The sequence below is a fragment of the Actinoplanes sp. NPDC051475 genome (assembly GCF_040689425.1).
GTDB lineage: Bacteria > Actinomycetota > Actinomycetes > Mycobacteriales > Micromonosporaceae > Actinoplanes.
The window spans coordinates 424,577-442,024 of record NZ_JBFAZZ010000002.1; the positions used below are offsets into that span (position 1 = coordinate 424,577).

Annotated in this window: 13 protein-coding genes; 9 read left to right on the forward strand and 4 right to left on the reverse strand. The window is 63.5% G+C overall.

Going from position 1 to position 17,448, the window contains the following annotated elements; genetic code table 11:
• Positions 1-125: 125 nt before the first annotated feature.
• Entirely contained in the window at positions 126-815 is a 690-nt protein-coding gene (locus tag AB0368_RS06440) for a hypothetical protein (protein ID WP_366152733.1), read from the forward strand.
• A gap of 673 nt (positions 816-1,488) precedes the next feature.
• On the opposite strand, the gene AB0368_RS06445 is transcribed toward AB0368_RS06440, so the two are convergent.
• The gene (locus AB0368_RS06445; RefSeq protein ID WP_366152734.1) at positions 1,489-2,097 is read right to left on the reverse strand and encodes a hypothetical protein; all 609 of its coding nucleotides are present in this window, start codon (positions 2,095-2,097) and stop codon (positions 1,489-1,491) included.
• Positions 2,098-2,307: 210 nt separating this feature from the next.
• Between AB0368_RS06445 and AB0368_RS06450 the strand changes: the two genes are divergently transcribed.
• The gene (locus AB0368_RS06450; RefSeq protein WP_366152735.1) at positions 2,308-2,979 is read left to right on the forward strand and encodes a hypothetical protein; all 672 of its coding nucleotides are present in this window, start codon (positions 2,308-2,310) and stop codon (positions 2,977-2,979) included.
• Positions 2,980-3,457: 478 nt separating this feature from the next.
• Here AB0368_RS06450 and AB0368_RS06455 read toward each other — a convergent pair whose 3' ends face one another.
• Positions 3,458-4,027 (reverse strand): hypothetical protein, encoded by a 570-nt coding sequence (locus tag AB0368_RS06455; RefSeq protein ID WP_366152736.1) that lies wholly within the window; start codon positions 4,025-4,027, stop codon positions 3,458-3,460.
• 417 nt (positions 4,028-4,444) lie between these two features.
• Here AB0368_RS06455 and AB0368_RS06460 point away from each other — a divergent pair, with 417 nt between their 5' ends.
• Positions 4,445-4,951 (forward strand): hypothetical protein, encoded by a 507-nt coding sequence (locus tag AB0368_RS06460; RefSeq protein ID WP_366152737.1) that lies wholly within the window; start codon positions 4,445-4,447, stop codon positions 4,949-4,951.
• A gap of 249 nt (positions 4,952-5,200) precedes the next feature.
• Here AB0368_RS06460 and AB0368_RS06465 read toward each other — a convergent pair whose 3' ends face one another.
• Positions 5,201-5,773 (reverse strand): hypothetical protein, encoded by a 573-nt coding sequence (locus tag AB0368_RS06465; protein ID WP_366152738.1) that lies wholly within the window; start codon positions 5,771-5,773, stop codon positions 5,201-5,203.
• Between the two features lie 389 nt (positions 5,774-6,162).
• On the opposite strand from AB0368_RS06465, the gene AB0368_RS06470 reads away from it, so the two are divergent.
• The 4 genes from AB0368_RS06470 (at position 6,163) to AB0368_RS06485 (ending at position 8,788) form a co-directional block, all read left to right on the forward strand.
• On the forward strand, positions 6,163-6,873 hold the full coding sequence (locus tag AB0368_RS06470; protein ID WP_366152739.1) for a hypothetical protein: 711 nt from the start codon (positions 6,163-6,165) through the stop codon (positions 6,871-6,873).
• A 224-nt stretch (positions 6,874-7,097) separates the two neighbouring features.
• Positions 7,098-7,877, forward strand: coding sequence for a hypothetical protein (locus AB0368_RS06475; RefSeq protein ID WP_366152740.1), 780 nt, complete (start codon positions 7,098-7,100; stop codon positions 7,875-7,877).
• Between the two features lie 12 nt (positions 7,878-7,889).
• The gene (locus tag AB0368_RS06480) at positions 7,890-8,126 is read left to right on the forward strand and encodes a hypothetical protein (protein WP_366152741.1); all 237 of its coding nucleotides are present in this window, start codon (positions 7,890-7,892) and stop codon (positions 8,124-8,126) included.
• A 251-nt stretch (positions 8,127-8,377) separates the two neighbouring features.
• On the forward strand, positions 8,378-8,788 hold the full coding sequence (locus tag AB0368_RS06485; RefSeq protein ID WP_366152742.1) for a hypothetical protein: 411 nt from the start codon (positions 8,378-8,380) through the stop codon (positions 8,786-8,788).
• A 1,095-nt stretch (positions 8,789-9,883) separates the two neighbouring features.
• On the opposite strand, the gene AB0368_RS06490 is transcribed toward AB0368_RS06485, so the two are convergent.
• Entirely contained in the window at positions 9,884-10,318 is a 435-nt protein-coding gene (locus tag AB0368_RS06490; RefSeq protein WP_366152743.1) for a hypothetical protein, read from the reverse strand.
• 1,574 nt (positions 10,319-11,892) lie between these two features.
• Between AB0368_RS06490 and dpdE the strand changes: the two genes are divergently transcribed.
• A complete protein-coding gene (gene dpdE, locus AB0368_RS06495; protein ID WP_366152744.1) occupies positions 11,893-15,003 on the forward strand; it encodes a protein DpdE in 3,111 nt (1,036 codons plus the stop codon).
• Complete coding sequence (dpdF, locus tag AB0368_RS06500) at positions 15,000-17,447, forward strand: protein DpdF (RefSeq protein ID WP_366152745.1); 2,448 nt, start codon at positions 15,000-15,002, stop codon at positions 17,445-17,447. The genes dpdE and dpdF overlap by 4 nt, the downstream gene beginning before the upstream one ends.
• Position 17,448: the final 1 nt, after the last annotated feature.

The window sequence follows — 17,448 nt, forward strand, 5'->3', positions numbered from 1 at the left end:
GGCGCCGCACAGTGAGGTAACCCATGCGTAGGACACCTCGAACCGGTTCCGCTGTCGCCCGGTGGGGCGCGGGGCGGCGATCGGCAGGGGGGATTGTCATCGTCGTCCTCGCCGTCATCGCATCCGTGTCGCTGGTCGCTGCGCCTCTCAGCGTGTTGCTGGTCAGCGCAGATGAGCAGAAGCAGATCTTTGACGAATCGTTCGGTGACTCGGTCGGTCGAAATATGCGTCTCGGCGACAAGGCCAACGTGCGCAGGAACGCCGAACTGATGCGCTACACCGCGACGACGGCACGGATCCTGCCGGGCATGAGCAAGGTTGAGGCCGAGCAGCGGCTGATCGACGCCTACGAACGCGGTCTTCCGATCCTCGTGGCGACCATGCCACTACGGTTCTCAACGTCGGAAGCCGACCGCATGCTGACCGCCTGGGCCTCGTATTCCAGTCCAGCACAAGATGAGCTCGTCGCCGCGTGGCTGCAGTACGGGCACGAGTGCCTTGCAGAGCTCGACCGGACGTACGCCCGCGGGACGACGTCTCCGCAGGCGCCAACGGCTCTGGACGCCGCTGAGAAGCGCCTGGCAGCGGCGGCAGATACCTGGGAACGAGCCGAGAACCTGTCCAGGCAAGGGAAGGTCGACAAGGCGATTCGGCAGATTCGGCAGAAACACGAGCGGAAGAAGATCGCCGTCCCCACCGTACTCGGCGCGGGCGGTCTGCTCGCCGCGGTGGCTGCCGTCACGCTGGCTCGTCGACGACGACGCACGGAGAGTTCGCCCTCCGTGTCACGCCCAGGCCTGCGACACTGCCTGTGATGGCGCGTGTCAGCCGTGTCCGAAGCCCTGACGATCGCGTGAACCAGGACGACACTTGCGCCCCGTCCGCACAACGCCCTGACCACGCCTGACAACCCATCACCACGAGGGCGCTGACCTACGACATTCGGCGCACGGCCGCACGCTGCCCCGCCTCGCCTGCAGTGGTCGGGTAACCTGATCGCGCGGGCCGCTAGCTCAATGGCAGAGCTGTGGACTTTTAATCCAAAGGATCAAGGCAGCGACGGCGATCTGCGCACACTTCTACCTGCGAAAACAGTTAAATAGACTGTCCATCCTGGACCCAAGTCGCTCCCAGGACGATCGCGTGTCGGAACCGCGTCGATTGGTGCTTGCGGCGCCCACTTGGGTATGACCTCCACCGGAGACCGGGACCGAGCGTGGAGGTAGGGTCGTTGTCGGCGTGCAGGTGAACGTGCCCAACCGCGTACGGCCGAACGTGCCCACTGTCCGGTTGTGGAGGAGGCACGGGAAACCTCCAAATAGCGAGATCAACCGTGCAGGACGTCGATCTCCGCCATCGAGTCCTCGTCACACCCCGTTACGACACCTGGTGCGGGGAACGCACGGATCCGAGATGAGTGCATGTTGGTGAGCCGAAAGCTGGGCCTCAGCAGCGGCACTTCGATGCACTGGACCGGCTGACGCCACGTCAGGCCATCTCGGAGGGCTCGACGCCGAGTGCCTTGTGCTGACGGGTGAGAAGTTCGGCAATCTGCGAGCTACGGACCAGCGCCGTGGCGCCAGCGCGGAAGACCTCAAGCTCTCCGGCCGCAACCAGGTCGAAGAAAGCGGTTCGCGTCGTATCAAGCGTTATCACCGCCGCCTCCACACTGCCCAGCTCCGGCGGTGGCGAGGATTGGAACCGTTCCAGATCAAGGTCGTAAAAGCTCAGTCCCTGCTTCCAGAGAATGTACTCCTGGAACACGCGACGCCGGCTGCGATCCTCAGCGAACTCGGCAAGAAATTCGTCCAGCAGATCGAACAACCCACCGACTGCGGCACGGATATCTTCCTCGCGTTCTGGCTGCGGCACGGAGTGCGGAACACAGACCTTGATGACGAGATCCGGCCACCAGTACGCCGACTCTTCGCCGAGTCGCAGAATCAGGTACTCACGGAAGCCGTCGAGCAGACGATGGTTGGTACCGATGTCCACGCCCTGGACGAACGCGACTAACTTCTCGAAATCGAGGTTGCCACGTCCCAGATGCAGCTCAGGCCGCCGGCGCACCTTGCGCAGCATCTCTCGATGACTCACCCATCGATTCTAACGGCCGACTAGGCGCCCGGCCTCCCGAAGCAGCCGCCAAGCTCGGGGCCGCTCCGGCGGCAAGGCCCAACCAGTCAACCCGGGCGTAGAAAGTCGTCGACCGATAGTGCATGGCGTCCTGAACTGCCGGGTTGAGTGCACTGGATCACGCCGAACAGGTGAACGCCCAACATCAACAATCCTCTGTATCTTGGCGTGATGCCACTCAAGCGCATCAGGTCGGACGTCGAGCGCCGACTGCTCGACCACAGTCGGCTGTGGTTAGACGATCTACAGCAGATCGTTCGCATTGTCCGCGAGGCCGCCGCGCCAAACGACGTAAAAATTCTCATAGACGGTGAGTACGAAGCCGATGAGGTTTCCGACTTGACTGCTTACCCGAAGTCTCGGGTCAGAGCAGTCCTGATATCTGCAGATGAAGCTGGGGTCGAGATCATTTTATCGGATCGTGAAGCCGCGCTGACAATGCACGACCCAAACCTGACCCTTCGCGGCATGGCAACTGAGATCCAACGAATTACGTCGAAAAGGCGACGCTGGTTGAATCAGCCGAGGGCTTATTGGCAACTTCCGACACTTGCCCTCGGGTTGTTAGCGGCGATGGTCGCGGTCGCGGGCCTCCAAGAGGTTACAGGACCGCATTCGACGCCGTCTGCGCGGGAGATCATGGTCGCCCTAATTTCCGCCGGAGTTGCAGTAGGCGCATTTCTTCTTGCGCTCTTGCCGGGACGGGGGCGCAGCAGCGCTTATGTTATGACACGACCAAGGAAGGCTTCGTATCTACTAAGGAATGCGGATAACCTTACCTCCAACGTCATCGTTAGCGCGATCTTTCTCATCCTCGGCATTGTGATTGGCCTCCTATTCTAGCCCTCTTAGGCGGCAGGAGATATCCTGTTGACTCTAGCACTTACTCCAGGCGAGACGAATAGGTTATTTGCCATTGAGGGCGGCCAAACCCCGCTGCTCGCGCGGTATCGAGTCAACCTCGACTAGCGCTTGCTCATTGGTTCCGAGGCGGAGATCTCGTTTGCCTTGGTCAAGACGCAACGGGCGCTCGGGGCGCCGCGACGCTGTCTGGGGGCATGACCGGCTGTCGGGATCCGACGACGCTGCCCCGCTCTACCGAGATCAATGGGTCTTGACTAGGACTGCCGGCAAGGCGGAGATCGACAGTTCTCCGCATCACCCGGGACTCGCCAACCTGATCGATGAAACCCCACCGGCGATAGAAAGGCTTCAGGCGGGCTGGCACGCAAGCTCGATGCTGCGGATAGCGGCGAGCCGAGGATGCCCGACGATGGCAGCCGACAACAAGGCGGCGAACTGCTGCCCACATAATCAACCCTTATCGGTGAATGAAGTATCCGGCGAGGAAGCCAAGGACGCCGAATACGGCACTCACAATTACATTGGTCGTCAGGCCATCCTTGTTGCGCGCCAGCCAGGTCGGTGCATCCTTTTGCGACCTCGCGTAAAGGACTACACTCTCGTTGCCGCCAGAGACCTGAAGGGATTCTCTTACCAGCGGGGAGAACGGCGTAAGCGAAAGAGCTTTTCGAAATTCTGCCAGCCAGTCGCCAGCGTGGCGCCTCCGCACCTTTGCGATGCGTTCAATCTCGTTTGCCATTCCAAGTGCGGTGAGGTTCGGCTCGTCGAGGCGCAGGCTTGCGACACCGGCTCCAAGGATCAAGACAATACCAGGGGCAGTGACAACGAACGACGTCATGCGCACGTGCGGATAGTCGGCTAGGTCGGTGACGTTAGCTGCGGAAAGCTCGTCATCGATTCTGATTTCGACGTCTCCTTGGGTGGCTTGCTCAATCAGACTAACGATCGCCGCTAGGTCTTCCGTCCAGAAACGGACGTGTCCAAGGGGCCTGTGGTCAGCCTCAGACTTGATTCGTTTGAGCGCCATCGCCACAAGATACAGGAGGTGTCCAGCGTCGCAGTTGCAAACCCGGCCGAGATGCAGTGCCTTAACGGCAACCCGGCAATCGTCCAGTCGCAAGCGGATTAACCCTCCACGTCCGAGGCCCCTGGCGCGACGTCCTAACGTGCCGCCGTCCGTGCGCGCCGGCCCGCCGCGCGTGGTCACAGTCAGTGAACCGCATGCTGTTCTGCCCGACGGCCTCAACTGCCGATGAGCGGGTAGCCCGCTCTGTCCGCCGCCGAAATCCGTTGCGAGTGGTCGGCGTCGGGTATCTGGTTGGTGGGCCGCTACACGAGAAGCAATGGTGGATTTCTGGCTTTGTTCGCCGGGCGGCCTGACTGGGCGGCTGTCGAGCCCGGCGGCCGGTCCGGCAAGGTCATCTTGTAGCCTCCGTCGATGTATATGCGCTCCGTCATCGTTGGAACCGCGACCGTTTTTCTGCTGGCGGCTTGCGGTTCCGACTCCGACTCCTCGGATGCGGCGGCCGCTCCGAGCTCTCCGGCTGCTACTGCGAGTTCGGCCGCTGCTTCGCCGTCAGCCGAGGCCACGTCGGTCGCTGCGGCTACCCCGGCTTCGTCCACCGCTGCCTCCGGCAGCCGGGCGCAGTGCGCCGCGGTCAAAAAGGTCTACACCGCATGGGCGAAGATGAACACGTCCCTCACCGCGCGCAGCGTCGATGCGGCGATCGGGGCGGGGGACGCGTTCGCCGATGTGGTGCGTGCCTACGACGACCAGGCGTCGAAAGAGCTGAAGCGGGAGGTCACCGGCTACAACGTTCAGGTGCTCATCGCCCGGGCGCAGATCGCCCAAGGCACGGTGGACTCGAACACGCGGGAGAACCTCAAGACAGACCACGACGATGTCGTCGCGAAGTACGACGCGTTCCGGACGGCGGCGGCCTGCAAATGAGTCACCGCCGGCATCATGGCCCGCCCCGGCAGATGTTGTGATGTCGGGAGCGGCATTCCAGAACGTCCGGATCTGCCGCAGAGAATGACCGCCGAACGCTCGGGCCGGACCACCTGGAGATCAGGCAGCCGCTGTGATGGCTGAACGTCCCGGACTCGGACGCCCGCCAGCACGTTGTGCTGCTCGCTCGTGAACTTCGACTGGCCCCTCGATTGGTCAGGCTCTGCCGGTCAACGAAACCAAGATCAACTACAGGGGAGCAGAGCTGTTGTCCGGAATCGGCGTCGCGTTGACTTCCTCGGCCGGGCCGGTCCGGATGAAGGCGAGCCGCGCACCGCTGGCCTGAAGGGTGAGCAGCTCCGGGCTCGCGGCGAGGACGGTGACGTGCACGGGCGATGCCTCGGAATCGATGGGCGGTGCGCCCGAAGCAATAGGTGGCGCGCCGGAAGCGTCGGGTGACGCGGTCCATACGGGCGGTGGGCCGGACATAAGCAGACCCATCCCGCTCTCGGCGGCAAGCACGCCGGGATCGTTACCGCCGTACGCGGCTAGCGTCGTCGGCCCGCCGTAGATGTCGAAGCCCTCGCTGGTGGCTTTGAACGTCCCGTTGATCGCGTTGACGCCGTCAGAGGCCAACACCGTGCCGTCCGTCGCCAACTCCAGCGACGCGTCGATAGACGCGGGAATCGCCGTGGTAACGCTCCCTTCGGTCACCGCGGTCAGGCGCCAGTGGCTCTCCACATAGCTGGAACTGACGACCCCGGGCGACGCGGACGGCAGCGCGTCACCGACCGTCGCGGACGTGTCCCGATGGGTGCGCACCAGAACGACGCCGACCGCGATGACAGCGGCGACGCCCGCAGCGACGACGAGTGGAACGAGCCATCGGCTCCGCCGGTCAGGCGCAGGAGGTTCGGTCACATTCAGTTAACCGACGCATACCCTCCGAAGTTGCGCCGACTGCCGGAAGTCGACGGCCTTCAGTACCTGCCGGCAACACTCTGAACGACGAACAGCTGAGCGAACTAACATGCCGCCGTCCGTGCGCGCCGGCCCGCCGCGCGTGGTCACAGTCAGTGAACCGCATGCTGTTCTGCCCGACGGCCTCAACTGCGGATGAGAGTGCGTCGAGTCAAGTCGGTCGAAGTTGCGAGCATCCTGGCCACCTCATTCGCACGACGCTGCACGGCGGTCTTGGGTAGCTTGTGCGAATGGGCGTTGTTCGGACGTTCGAAGCCGATGACCACCGGCCCGATTACAGCCTTCTCGTCCTCAAGGACCCAGACGTCACGTGGCCAGGCGAAGATCCGCAGATACCGCACTACCGCGACCGAGGAGACACGCCGAACGGCACATTCGCCGGCTCAGGGGCCGGCTGGATCTGCGCCGACGCCCCCGACCTGGACGGTCACCTTGTTCGCTTCGAGCTGCACGACGAACCGCCGCCGGCCGGCTCCACGCCCTTCGACGAGGTGCTCGACACGCCGTACCGATCAAGCTCCGGCGCGATATCGCTGGCCTGGGTGACCGATGGCCCCGGGGACACGCGCAACCTCGAGCTGGGCGACGCCGAATGGTTCCGGGTCCGGATCGCCCGCCGACGATTAGACGCCGAGGAGCCCACAGAATTCCGCTTTCACTGGTTGCTGCAATTCTGGCCCAACTCGGCGATCGAGCCCCCCGTCTGGCTCGCCCGAAGCGAGGCTGTCAGGGAGGCCGACCTGATCGAGGACATCGAAGCGATAATGCGGTGGACACCGCAGCTGCCGCTGCAAACCACGACTCCCGCCTTGGCGAAGCGCCTGCTGGTCAGCGAAGCGAAGGTCCGTGACGCTCTCACCATCGCGGAGCAGGCCGGCCTGCTGCACACCGACGGCGAGGAACCACTGCGACTGAGGCTCGGGCCTCGAACAAGCTTGTGACACCGTCCGACGCCGACGCCGACGCCGACGCCGACCGCGGCGAAGCGATGGGATCGAATCGACACGCGGCGGTGGGGGCAGCCGCCACCGACACGCGGACGTGCCGATGTGAGTGCGTCGTCGGTTCCGACACCTCCCACACGTACGGCTGAATCTTGCTGCATTAAATTCGCCTTATCGGACAAACCTACATGCGACCGCTCGTCGTCATGCATAATGCCGACATGATTCTGGCCGTTGTGACAAGAGCGATCTTGGTCGCACTGGCCGGTGCGGCAGCAACAGCAGCGCAGCTCGACATCCCGAACAAGGAATTCTGGAGCGGGCACAGGTATCTCTTATACGCCTCGATCTTTATTGTGGCATATGTCGCCATGGCCGAAGCTCTCCGCCTTTCGCTGCCATCAATTCAGGCACGGAAGGTGAGGGAGTATGAGCAGAACATCAGGTCAACTCTCAGTTCCGGCGTGCGTGAAGTGGTGGATAAGTTCTCGTTGAGCTGGGAAGACGTAGGGGTTCATGCCTTCCTAATTCGCGGATTCTGGCCATTCAGACGGCTGGTAAATGTTGGTGGTGTTCGCCTCTCGGCTAAGCCATCAATGACGAGGCCCATATGGCGACCTGGCAAGGGAGTGGTCGGTGAGGCTTTTCGGACAGCAACACCGCTACCAACTGACTGGGAAGCCTTCTATGCCGCAGCCAACAGTGCAGGACGGAGCGCCTGGCGGGCTCAGGGAGAGTGGTATCATAGAATCTTTCCGCGATGGGGGAAAGAATACAGAATTTCATGGGGAGAGCTTCAACTTACCGCAGAATACAAAGGGATTGTAGCGAAGCCGATCTTCGCGTCGGGCGGAAAGAAGGTCGGATGCGTCGTCATCGATGCTCCGCTTAGTGCAACTGATCTCGCTAAGCCTGAAATGGAAGCTATACTAAGAGACGTTTCTGGGGCGGTCGTGCTAGCCGGCGTTCCTCCGCGCGCTTGGTGGAGTTACCGGATCTAAGGAGGGAGCGAGATGACCAGAAAGTCGCCCGATAGTGACAGCAGTGGCATTTCTCCTGAATTTGCCGATCTGGTTGCTGGCAATGGTGGATCCGCATCCTTCGTTGGGCGAGTGCGCGACGCTGCCGAAGGCTCAAAGATTCCAGACAAGTTTGGGTCGGAACGAATAATCGAATTCCTGGCCGTGGGGTTGCGGGCTTCTGTGACAATCGCAACCGCAGTGGCTGCGTTGATCCGGGTTTTGCATTGATCGAGCTGGCCTTTTGGCTTTACGGCTAGACCCGTTGAGGTCGCACTCTCTTGCCGCCGACAAGGCGCGCCGGCAAGCCGCAAGCGTTACAGCCGGTGATCGATGCGCTGAGCCGCCCGGAGCCTCAGCTGACGAGATGAGCGGGCACTTCGTCAAGAAAGCAGTTCATGCCCCGTAGGTCGTTTGCCTGGTACACCGTTGGCCGTAGCATTTCCGCAAGATCGGGTGACCTTGCGGCTTATGCTTCGCTTGTGCCTAACGAACCCGCGCCACCCCGTTCGCACGCCATGCGGATTTTCCTTGCCTTCCTCATCGATGTCGTTGCTGTCGCTGGCTACCCCCTGCTAGGAGAAGCCATCACTGCCCTCACCGGAAGTGACCTCGCGGGCGAGTTGACATCGACTCTGCTGCTGATATTGCTGACGGCATGGCTGGCACCCAAGGTCTCCTACCGCCGTCGAGATGCGCTCTGGTGGATCACCGGGCTGGGTGGACTCTGGCTTTTCCTGATCCTCGCCTGGCGCCTGGCATACCTGCCGTACAAGGACTGGCCACCGCGTGACGACGAACTCCCTCACGCCGTCTATCTTCGAGAACCTTCGTACGCCGGCGTCTGGCGAGACGGCCGCACGACAGCCCGCCAATTGCCGACGGCGTCCTAATGCCTCCGACCGACGGTCCGTACAGGCGGAAAGCCGCACTCATTTGCCGCTGTCAAGGCGCCCCGGTTCCTGCCGACTGGCTCATCACTGTTCGTGCCGTCTGTTCGGTGCCGCGGTATCCCATCACCGTGACGAGAGCCAACCGGGCCGCGCTTACTCGCCATGTATACCCCAGCCCGCGAGCACAATGAGCAAGCGGAAGAGGGCCCCCAGGATGGCGAGGATTGGCCAGATTGCGGTCCCTGCATAGACACCCGCGGCTCGACGTTCATGCCCGCGCTGTTGATGCCACCGTCCGACGCGCAGGGACGCGGTGACGCTGAGGAGCACCGCTAGGGTGAGGTATTGACCGGTCGAGGGGACCGGGTAGGCGGAACTGCGCCCGATGCAGCGGCATCGCAACCGCCGCCACCAGCATGTACATTGCCGCCGACTCCAGCAGGCCCAGGAGGAAAAGCAGCCTGGTTCGATAAGGCGGTTCGGGTCGGGGCTGATCCACACGTCCTCCAGCTATGGCCAGCTGATCATCCCACCGCGCGAACGTGGTCCGCTTGCCAACGTGCAAGTGCCGGCAATGCACCTGTAGAACGTCTTTCTGTGCCGCTCGGCACCCGCAGAGGGCCTGACGGCCGCCGTCACGTTCCGTGTAGACGGCGGCCGCCGGCCGGAGCGGGCGAACATGCCGAGATGAGTAAGACGGAGAAGCGGCGCGGCCTGCTTTTGGATAGGTATTATCTGGCTGTGCATGTTTCAGATGAGGACCCTTGGCTTCATCTGAGTTCCGATGCACGCCCTCCGAAGCCACGCAACCAATCCATGTGGCGCTGGCTCGTTGGCATAATCCTGATCTTGATCCTGGTCTGCGGTGGCGCGTACCTAGCGGTGAACATATGGATCGGACATGGGTTGGACAAGGCTCGAGAAAGTGATGGACAGCCCGTTGGACGGGTGCGCGGATTTGCTAGCGTCAGCGCTCGGCAGGCAGGCGCCCAGCACGTCGTCACCCCGTAGCCGTTTTTGATGGCGTGGGCATCCGGTCATGCCGAGATGCGTGCACCGAGTGGAACGTCCGTACTTCGGTCAGTTGACCGGAGTTCAATCGATACGAGCCGTTGAAGCGGGTACCGGATCGCCGGGCTGTGGCGTGTGCGTGCCCAGGTTGACATACCAGGATCCGTCGATAGAAGTCAGCGCTATCTGATCGGCGATCCTGGTGCCGTGGGTATCTGTGGCGGAAATCCGAGCAACATCGATGGCGCCGGTTATCGGGTTCGTCAGCCAGGTGGTCTGTGGGTCGATCCACTCGCGGTCGCCGATTGCAGCGATCTTTTCATCGATCTCGTCTACCTGGTCGAGGGCTGGATTATTGAGCTCGAGAAGACGGCTCTTGTCGCCCTGCTGAATGGCGTCGACATAAGCAGCGACAACCTTCTCCCTGCTCAGGCCTTCGGTTGGAGACGACGTGCACGCTACCGCCAAGGGCAACACGACCGATGCCACGAGTATCGAACGCGATAACTTGCCAATCATCGGTGCTCCATCAGACGGTTCGAGCGGGGCCGTGGTCATTATTGGGCGCTTCCGACTGCTCAGGTATCCGCTGTTCAGGCGGTGCGACACGCCGGGCGTGGGGCCACCGAGGGAGCAGAAAGCACGCCTTTCGCCACCGGTCCCCGTTCGGTCAACAAAGCTGGCACAGGCCGCCTCATGGCATGCCCCTACCGCTCAATCCAGCGCACGGATCTGCCGCCGTGTGGACACCCAAACGCCGCAACGGTCACTATCAGTAACCTTAGGGCAGCATTCGTCGCAATCCCGCAACTGGTCGGCCGGGCGACAGAACCGTCGCCAAACGATCAGCCCCGCTCACCGGTGCGTGATGCGCCTGGGCACGTTCACGCGGACGTGCCCGGGCACATTCACCAGTACGCCGACAGTCGCCATGCGTGACTGTCGCCGCCCGGCAACTGATGGGGTCTTCGGCTAGCAGCATCTGATCCGTAGTCAGACCGTCGCTACGCAGAGTTGAGGCGAGCGTCCGAAGAATTCGGACCGGTTTCGTCCGCATGCGCACAGCGACGTCGGTCTCGGCAGGCAGTTGATGACGCCACTACCGTCCGCGTCAGTCCGCGCCCGTGCTGGTTTAGTCGCGTCCGTGGCGAAACTGTCGCGAGCATCCGAGCAACCACGGAGCAACAAGCGAGCCCGCCAATGTCGATGATCATGCGCGCTGACGGCGCCCAACCATCCACATCATAGGAGAGCGAAAGTTCGGCGACGGTGCATTGGCCGGGGGTTTCCATCCAGGAGACGTAGCGTCCCTGCGCGAACCAGAGGCTTTATGACTTCGGTCAACGTCTTATCCACAGCCTGTGGACAAGCTCCTCGCCTGGGTGAGTCGATGCGTCCCCAGACGCCCCGGATGCCACCCGGACGCCACGTCCGAATGCAGCTTGACCTGGCGGTGTTAGCTCATCGCAGACCTGAGGACCTTGAATCACAGGATCATGGCATGTGCCGGTGTGTCTACATCCTCGTTCGCCTGCAAAAAATCACCTAAGGCGAGTTGTCGATCATGGAGCTGGATCGCTCCCGAGGCAATCGCGAGTCGGCATGGTGCGAGTTGTGGTCATGACCATGGCCGTCCTCCTGCGTGGCAAAGGACGGAGAGCGGGTCCCCGGTGGTGCGGTAGTGCGAAACCCGCCCGCTCGCGCAGTGATCAGGGCGAGAACGTAGTCGACCGCGAAGTCGGGATCCGTCTCGCCGGGAGCCGCACGTGAGCACCCTGCCTAACGCGTCGAGGGCGATGCCGGCGAGCAGGCCGGGGAGGTGATTATGGTCGACACCGTGGTCCAATCCCGCTGCTACCAGGAACGGGACGCAGGCCGCCCTGGCCTACCAGTTGGCGAAGCAAAAGTGTCGTAGGCCCTTGCTAGGCTCACCGTGCTTACCGTGAGGGTCGAGATGCGGGCTGTGATGATCTTGGTCTTGGCGACACCCTTGTGGAGGCTGCCGATTGAGGCCCTGGCTGAACATGACGATCGGGAGGTGGAGGTGCCTCTGCTTGGTGTGACGTGCCGTCTTGGCGGGGTGGCGGAAGACGTTGGCTGATCGCGTCGCAGGGACTGCCTCTGTCTTCGTCCGCCATCCGACCTGCGGCATCGGCAAGCTTCACAAGAGGACTGGCCTCGTTCACTTCTTTGACGGGCCGGCGACGCCGGAAATCACATTGCCTGCCGCTGGGGCGACCCTCGTACCCGTTCAGCTGGAAAGACACCAGCGTGTGTGGTGCCGCCGCGCCGAGGTGTGGCGGGCTGGGTTCGTCGATTCGTGCGACTCACGCGGCTCGCGATACCTCGTGGACTTCCCGAATGGCTGTAGTGAGTACGTCGACGTGGATCAGATGTACGTGCTGTGGTCACGACCAGTCAACGATCCCGTGGATCTCTTGAAGGCTGGCACGGTGGAAACCCGGTTCTGGCACGGCCGTAGGGCGGCGTTCGTGGCCGACGTTTTCCGTCAGCGGGTTGCTGCTCAGGGACTGGCGGGAATTTGGTCCTCTGGCGTGGAAATCTACGCCCACCAGGCTGGAGCCGCTCGTCGCATTCTGGCCGACCCGGTGAAGCGTTACCTCCTCGCTGACGAGGTCGGACTAGGGAAGACCGTTGAGGCAGGGATGGTTCTGCGTCAACTTCTACTCGACGGTGGCGGCGAGGCCCTCGTGTTGGCCCCTGACGGCCTGACGGAGCAGTGGATAGCTGAGCTTCGTTCGAAGTTTCGAGTGGACCAGCTTCCCGGGCGAGTGCTTGTCCATCCCCATTCCAAGGTTGAGGAGCTTGCCCCGACGGAACGGACGAGCGTCATCGTGGATGAGGCTCATCGACTCACTACGGTTACGCCTGATGGCGACGACGCGACCTACCGACTTCTCTGCGCGGTGAGCCGCGCCGCATCCAGCTTGCTGCTGCTGTCGGCGACGCCGGTGCGCTCGAATGAAGACGGATTTCTACGGATGCTCCACCTGCTTGATCCGTCAACGTATCCCCTCGACGGCCTTGAGCAATTCCGGCGTCGGGTGGAAATTCGTGATGAGCTCGGGGAGGCGCTCGCGGCGCTTGGTGAGGACACGCCGATGATGTTCCTCGCCGAGCCGATTACCGCGTTGCGCCGGATGTTGCCTGACGAAGATTGGCTTCAGCAGGAACTTGACGTGCTTGATCACCTGGTCGCCGAGCGGGTCACCGATGCGGTCCGCAGTCGCTGCCGGCGGGTACGGATGCATCTCGCCGAGACGCACCGCATCCACCGCCGGATGATCCGCACACGTAGAAGCGCCTCCTTGGCACGGTTGTTTCCAGTCCGCGGCCGCACGGTCGGGCCTGACTGGTTAGTTGCGGACCCAGACGAACGGCGTCCAGGGGTCTTCACGTTGATCGAGGATCTTCGTACCGAGCTCGCCGCCTTTGACGAGGCAGACGCCGTGGCCGTGTTTCGCACCGTCCTGGGTCGAGCGATGGCTCCTGTGATCGCCCTCGTTGATCTCGCAGAGGCTTTACGGGGCGAACCTGGGCACGACCTTGACGAGGCGGAACTGAACGCGCTGGCAGCCTTGTCGGGCACCGCCCTGGGCCACTCGGTTGCAGCGCAGATCGAGGCAATCCTGGTGCGCCACACGGGGGCCGACCGTTTCACGGCGATGGTCAAGTGGGCGTGGTCTGGAATCAGCAGCCGCAGGACGGCAGTGACGTGTTCGTTCCCGGCAACCGCCGCCGCCGCGGCGGAACGCCTTGAGGAACAGTTCGGCACCGGCCGCGTGGTGCGTCTTCTATCAACCATGGGTGTCGCCGAACGGTCGGCAGCCACGCGCCGCTTCGTTGCCGAACAGTTCCGGGGAGTGCTCGTCTTGGACCGCGGCAGCGAGGAAGGCATCAACCTGCAGGTCGTCGACGAAGTCTTGCACCTGGATCTGCCGGTCAGCGTCGCCCGCATCGAGCAGCGCCTGGGCAGATTCGACCGCTGGGCTAAGCCGGGACATTCGGCGAAGGCACCGGTGCGCTCCGCGGCGTTCCGAGAGCAGACCGCGGTCCTGGACGCACATCTCGGTGGATGGCGGCATGCCCTAGACGAAGGGCTGAGCTTATTCGGGGAGTCCACCGCGACCCTGCAGTACGTCGTGCCCGACGTCGAACGGGATTTTCTTACCGTCGCAATCGACCACGGCCTCGCCGAGGCCAGTGAGCGAACAGCCGCCCGACGAAACGAGCTGGACAAGCAGCGACGGCGGATCGAAGGACAGGATCTACTCGACGCGATCGAGGACCGCACCGAAGACAATGAGTTCGCCGAAGGCATGAAACGAGCCGACACTGCGGACGCCGCCCTCGGCGCCTTTCGCGGCTACACGGTCCAAATGCTCGGCTTCACCGAGGACGTCAGCGATGCCGGAACCCGCTTCGGCATCAGCACCAAGCACCCGCCGCGCCTCACCGAGTCGGATGTCAGGAGCATCGGGCCTGGCTACCTGCGTCGGCGCTATGCCCACCAGCGCACCGCTGCCACGAACGGCGTCGGCCTGCTGAGATGGGGCGAACCCCTCGTGGACCGGTTCGCGGACCTAGCGCGGAATGACGATCGAGGACGAGCCTTCGCGATCGAGGTCTGCCAGTCGAACCGCGAACCCGGATCCACTCTCGTCCTGTTCATGTTCAGCGTCGTCGTAGCGGCCGGCTCCGAGCCGGTGGACGAGTTGCGTGCCGCCGACCCGGCGGCGGCAATGGCTGCTGACGTGCGCCTCGGGCAGCTGCTCCCGCCGCTTGGCGAACGGGTGTGGTGGCGACCTGATCATGGCGAGCCCCCTGACCAGGTGTGCCGAAAACTGGACATCATCGACGGCGACAACCTGGGCAGCCGTCCGGAACGATTCGACGAACTGGTCCGACTCCTGCACTGGCCTGAACTGTGTGAGCAAGCCGCCCGTGACGCGTTGCGGCTGGTGGCGCAACGCCCTCGCGTGCAGCAACACACGTCAGCCGCAGCATCGAAGACCAAGGCCATGCGCGTCAGGGAGGAAGCCGTGGTCCAGGCTCGGCGCCGGGTCGGGGCAGACGCTGCCAGTGATCCTCGTGTGTTTGAAGCGGTCGCGGCTGCGGTCGAGGCGCCGCAGCTGGCGATCGACTCGTGCGGGGTCGTCTTCATCACCGGGCCCGGCGCGTGAGCACGGCAGACAGAACCCTGGACGAGTTGCGCGCTCACGACCGCCGACTCGACCGCCGCCTGGCGACCCACGGGTCGACCGCCGACCTCGCAGTGATGATCCGTACAGGGTTGGTCGCAGCGGGCCATGCAGCGCTGACCCTGACCGACACGCCGTTGGAGGACTGGAAGCCCACGGTGTGGGCCAACCACGGCCTCCTGCAGAACGGGCCCACACTACGGCCGGCAGCATGGAAGCCGGCCTGGCTCGATCACTACGACACCATCGCGCCCGACGATGCACCAAGCCGACGCTCACTGCGACGCTTCGACGCTGACGTGCCCGCTGATCGATTTTATCAGCAGACGATGCAGCACACCGCCGCGAAGACAGTCGGACAACGCGACGCAGTGAGGGCCGCGGCACTTGCTGGCCCGGGCGACACCGTCATCTGTGTCCTCCCAACCAGCTCGGGCAAGAGCGATGTCGTTCTCACTCGGGCGTTGCGACACCGTCCGCGCCAAACCGTGATTGTCGTGCCCACCGTGTCACTCGCCCTGGATCTTGAACGCCGAGTACAGGGATTGCTGGGCGACGACCGATTCGGGTACGCCTACTTCGGCGCGGCTGACCAGTCCGACAAGGACCGCATCCGTGCTGGGATCGCGGCAGGGTCGCAGTGGTTGACGATCGCCGCACCCGAGGCCGCGTGTACCGCGCTGGCGGCACCGCTCATCGAAGCTGCCGCGCGGGGATCACTCGATCTCATCGTGGTGGATGAGGCACACATCGTCGCCGAGTGGGGCGATGCGTTTCGGCCGGCGTTTCAGGCATTCGCCGGTCTGCGCCAGAAGCTGATTGAGACTGCGCCGGCGGGCCAGCAACCTGCCACTGTCCTGCTCACCGGGACGCTAGACACCTATGGCCTGACGACGTTGACGCGACTATTTCCAGGTCGGCAGCGACTACTCCTCTGCGGCCAAGCGACTCGGCCTGAGCCGGCATGGTGGGTGGCACCATGCACCGATGAGTCTGACAAACGCGACAAACTGATCGAAGCGTTGCGGCACCTGCCACGACCAGCCCTGGTGTATACGACGCTGCACGTGTCCGAGCGGTCCACGAACACCAGTACCGCACGAAAGTGGCTGACCGATGCCGGGTTCGCGGCCGTTGCCGAGATCGCCGGTAATCCCAAGCCCAGCATCCGGCAGGCCGCCGTCCGTGGATTACGTCTGGAAGGCCGGCCGGAGGAGGACCTGGACATCGTGGTAGCGACGTCCGCGTTCGGACTCGGCGTCGACATCGATGACATCCGAACTGTCGTCCACCTGTGTGTGCCAGAATCCGTCGATCGGCTCTATCAGGAGGTGGGACGTTCCGGCCGCGACGGACGCGCAGCGACAGCCTTGGTCCTGTGGACCGGCACCGACATGGCGGTGGCGACCGATATGGCCCGCGAGCGTCACATCGGACCGGATCTCGCATGGCTGCGATGGCAGAGCATGCGCCAGGGACGATGGTCGGGCGAGGACCTCACCGTCGACTTGCGCGCCGATCATGCCCACGTCACCTACCCGTCGAGCGACACGAACATCTACTGGAACGTGCAGACGCTGGCGGCGATGGACCGTGCCGGCATGATCCAGCGCCAATGGCCCCTACCAGCCGAGATACCCGTCGATGCTGGCGACGACGAGGCAGAGGCGTTGTTCGACGCACAACGGTCAGCGGCCGTCGTGAAGGTTCGGCACAGCGATCTTGATGATCCCGCCACGTTCCGGACACGGTTCGCCGCCGGCCAGCAGGCAACCCGCGACGCCGCCAACGCCGCCCTCACCGCCGCGACCGATCTGATCCGCGGAATCGAGGAGTGCACGAACCGGTACCTCGCGCGCCACTACCGCCTAGAAGACCACCTGGGAAACCAGTTCCCCGTGTCGGTGGCCTGCGGCGGCTGCCCGCACTGCCGTCGCACCGGGAGGCCGCCCACGCCGGCCCCAGCCCACCCGACCCTGTGGGCAGGCCGATTACAAACGGAGGCGGTCGACGACCTGCGTCACCTTGCTGCCGACGGCAGGATGAGCGTCCGGATGGAAACGCCCAACGACGAAGCCCTGCAAACCTTGGTGGACCGGCTGCTGCGCCGCGGCATCACCATCCTGGCTACCGCAACTCCCGAGAGCACGCCGTCGCGCACCCGGGCCACGGGGCCTTGGTGGCGCGACGACATCCACGTCTGGGCGGGGCAACTGGATACACCATGGCGGGTGCCCACCCTACTCGTCGTCGACGCGTCGCTCGACGACGCGACGTTGATACGCGCCTTGTCACGCCTGGCAAGGCAACCGCTTGGCGTCGTGCTGACAACCCCCGACCGCCGTGACCCGGCCAATCCGAAACAGTTCCTCCACGAGGCGTGGACGCCCAGCTATGAGATCGAAGACCTGTTGAGGAAGATCTGAC

Coding starts and splice junctions, on each gene's coding strand:
- AB0368_RS06460 (WP_366152737.1), top strand. CDS start 4,445: ATGCGCTCCGTCATCGTTGGAACCGCGACCGTTTTTCTGCTGGCGGCT.
- AB0368_RS06455 (WP_366152736.1), bottom strand. CDS start 4,027: ATGGCGCTCAAACGAATCAAGTCTGAGGCTGACCACAGGCCCCTTGGA.
- AB0368_RS06450 (WP_366152735.1), top strand. CDS start 2,308: ATGCCACTCAAGCGCATCAGGTCGGACGTCGAGCGCCGACTGCTCGAC.
- AB0368_RS06470 (WP_366152739.1), top strand. CDS start 6,163: ATGGGCGTTGTTCGGACGTTCGAAGCCGATGACCACCGGCCCGATTAC.
- AB0368_RS06475 (WP_366152740.1), top strand. CDS start 7,098: ATGATTCTGGCCGTTGTGACAAGAGCGATCTTGGTCGCACTGGCCGGT.
- AB0368_RS06480 (WP_366152741.1), top strand. CDS start 7,890: ATGACCAGAAAGTCGCCCGATAGTGACAGCAGTGGCATTTCTCCTGAA.
- AB0368_RS06490 (WP_366152743.1), bottom strand. CDS start 10,318: ATGATTGGCAAGTTATCGCGTTCGATACTCGTGGCATCGGTCGTGTTG.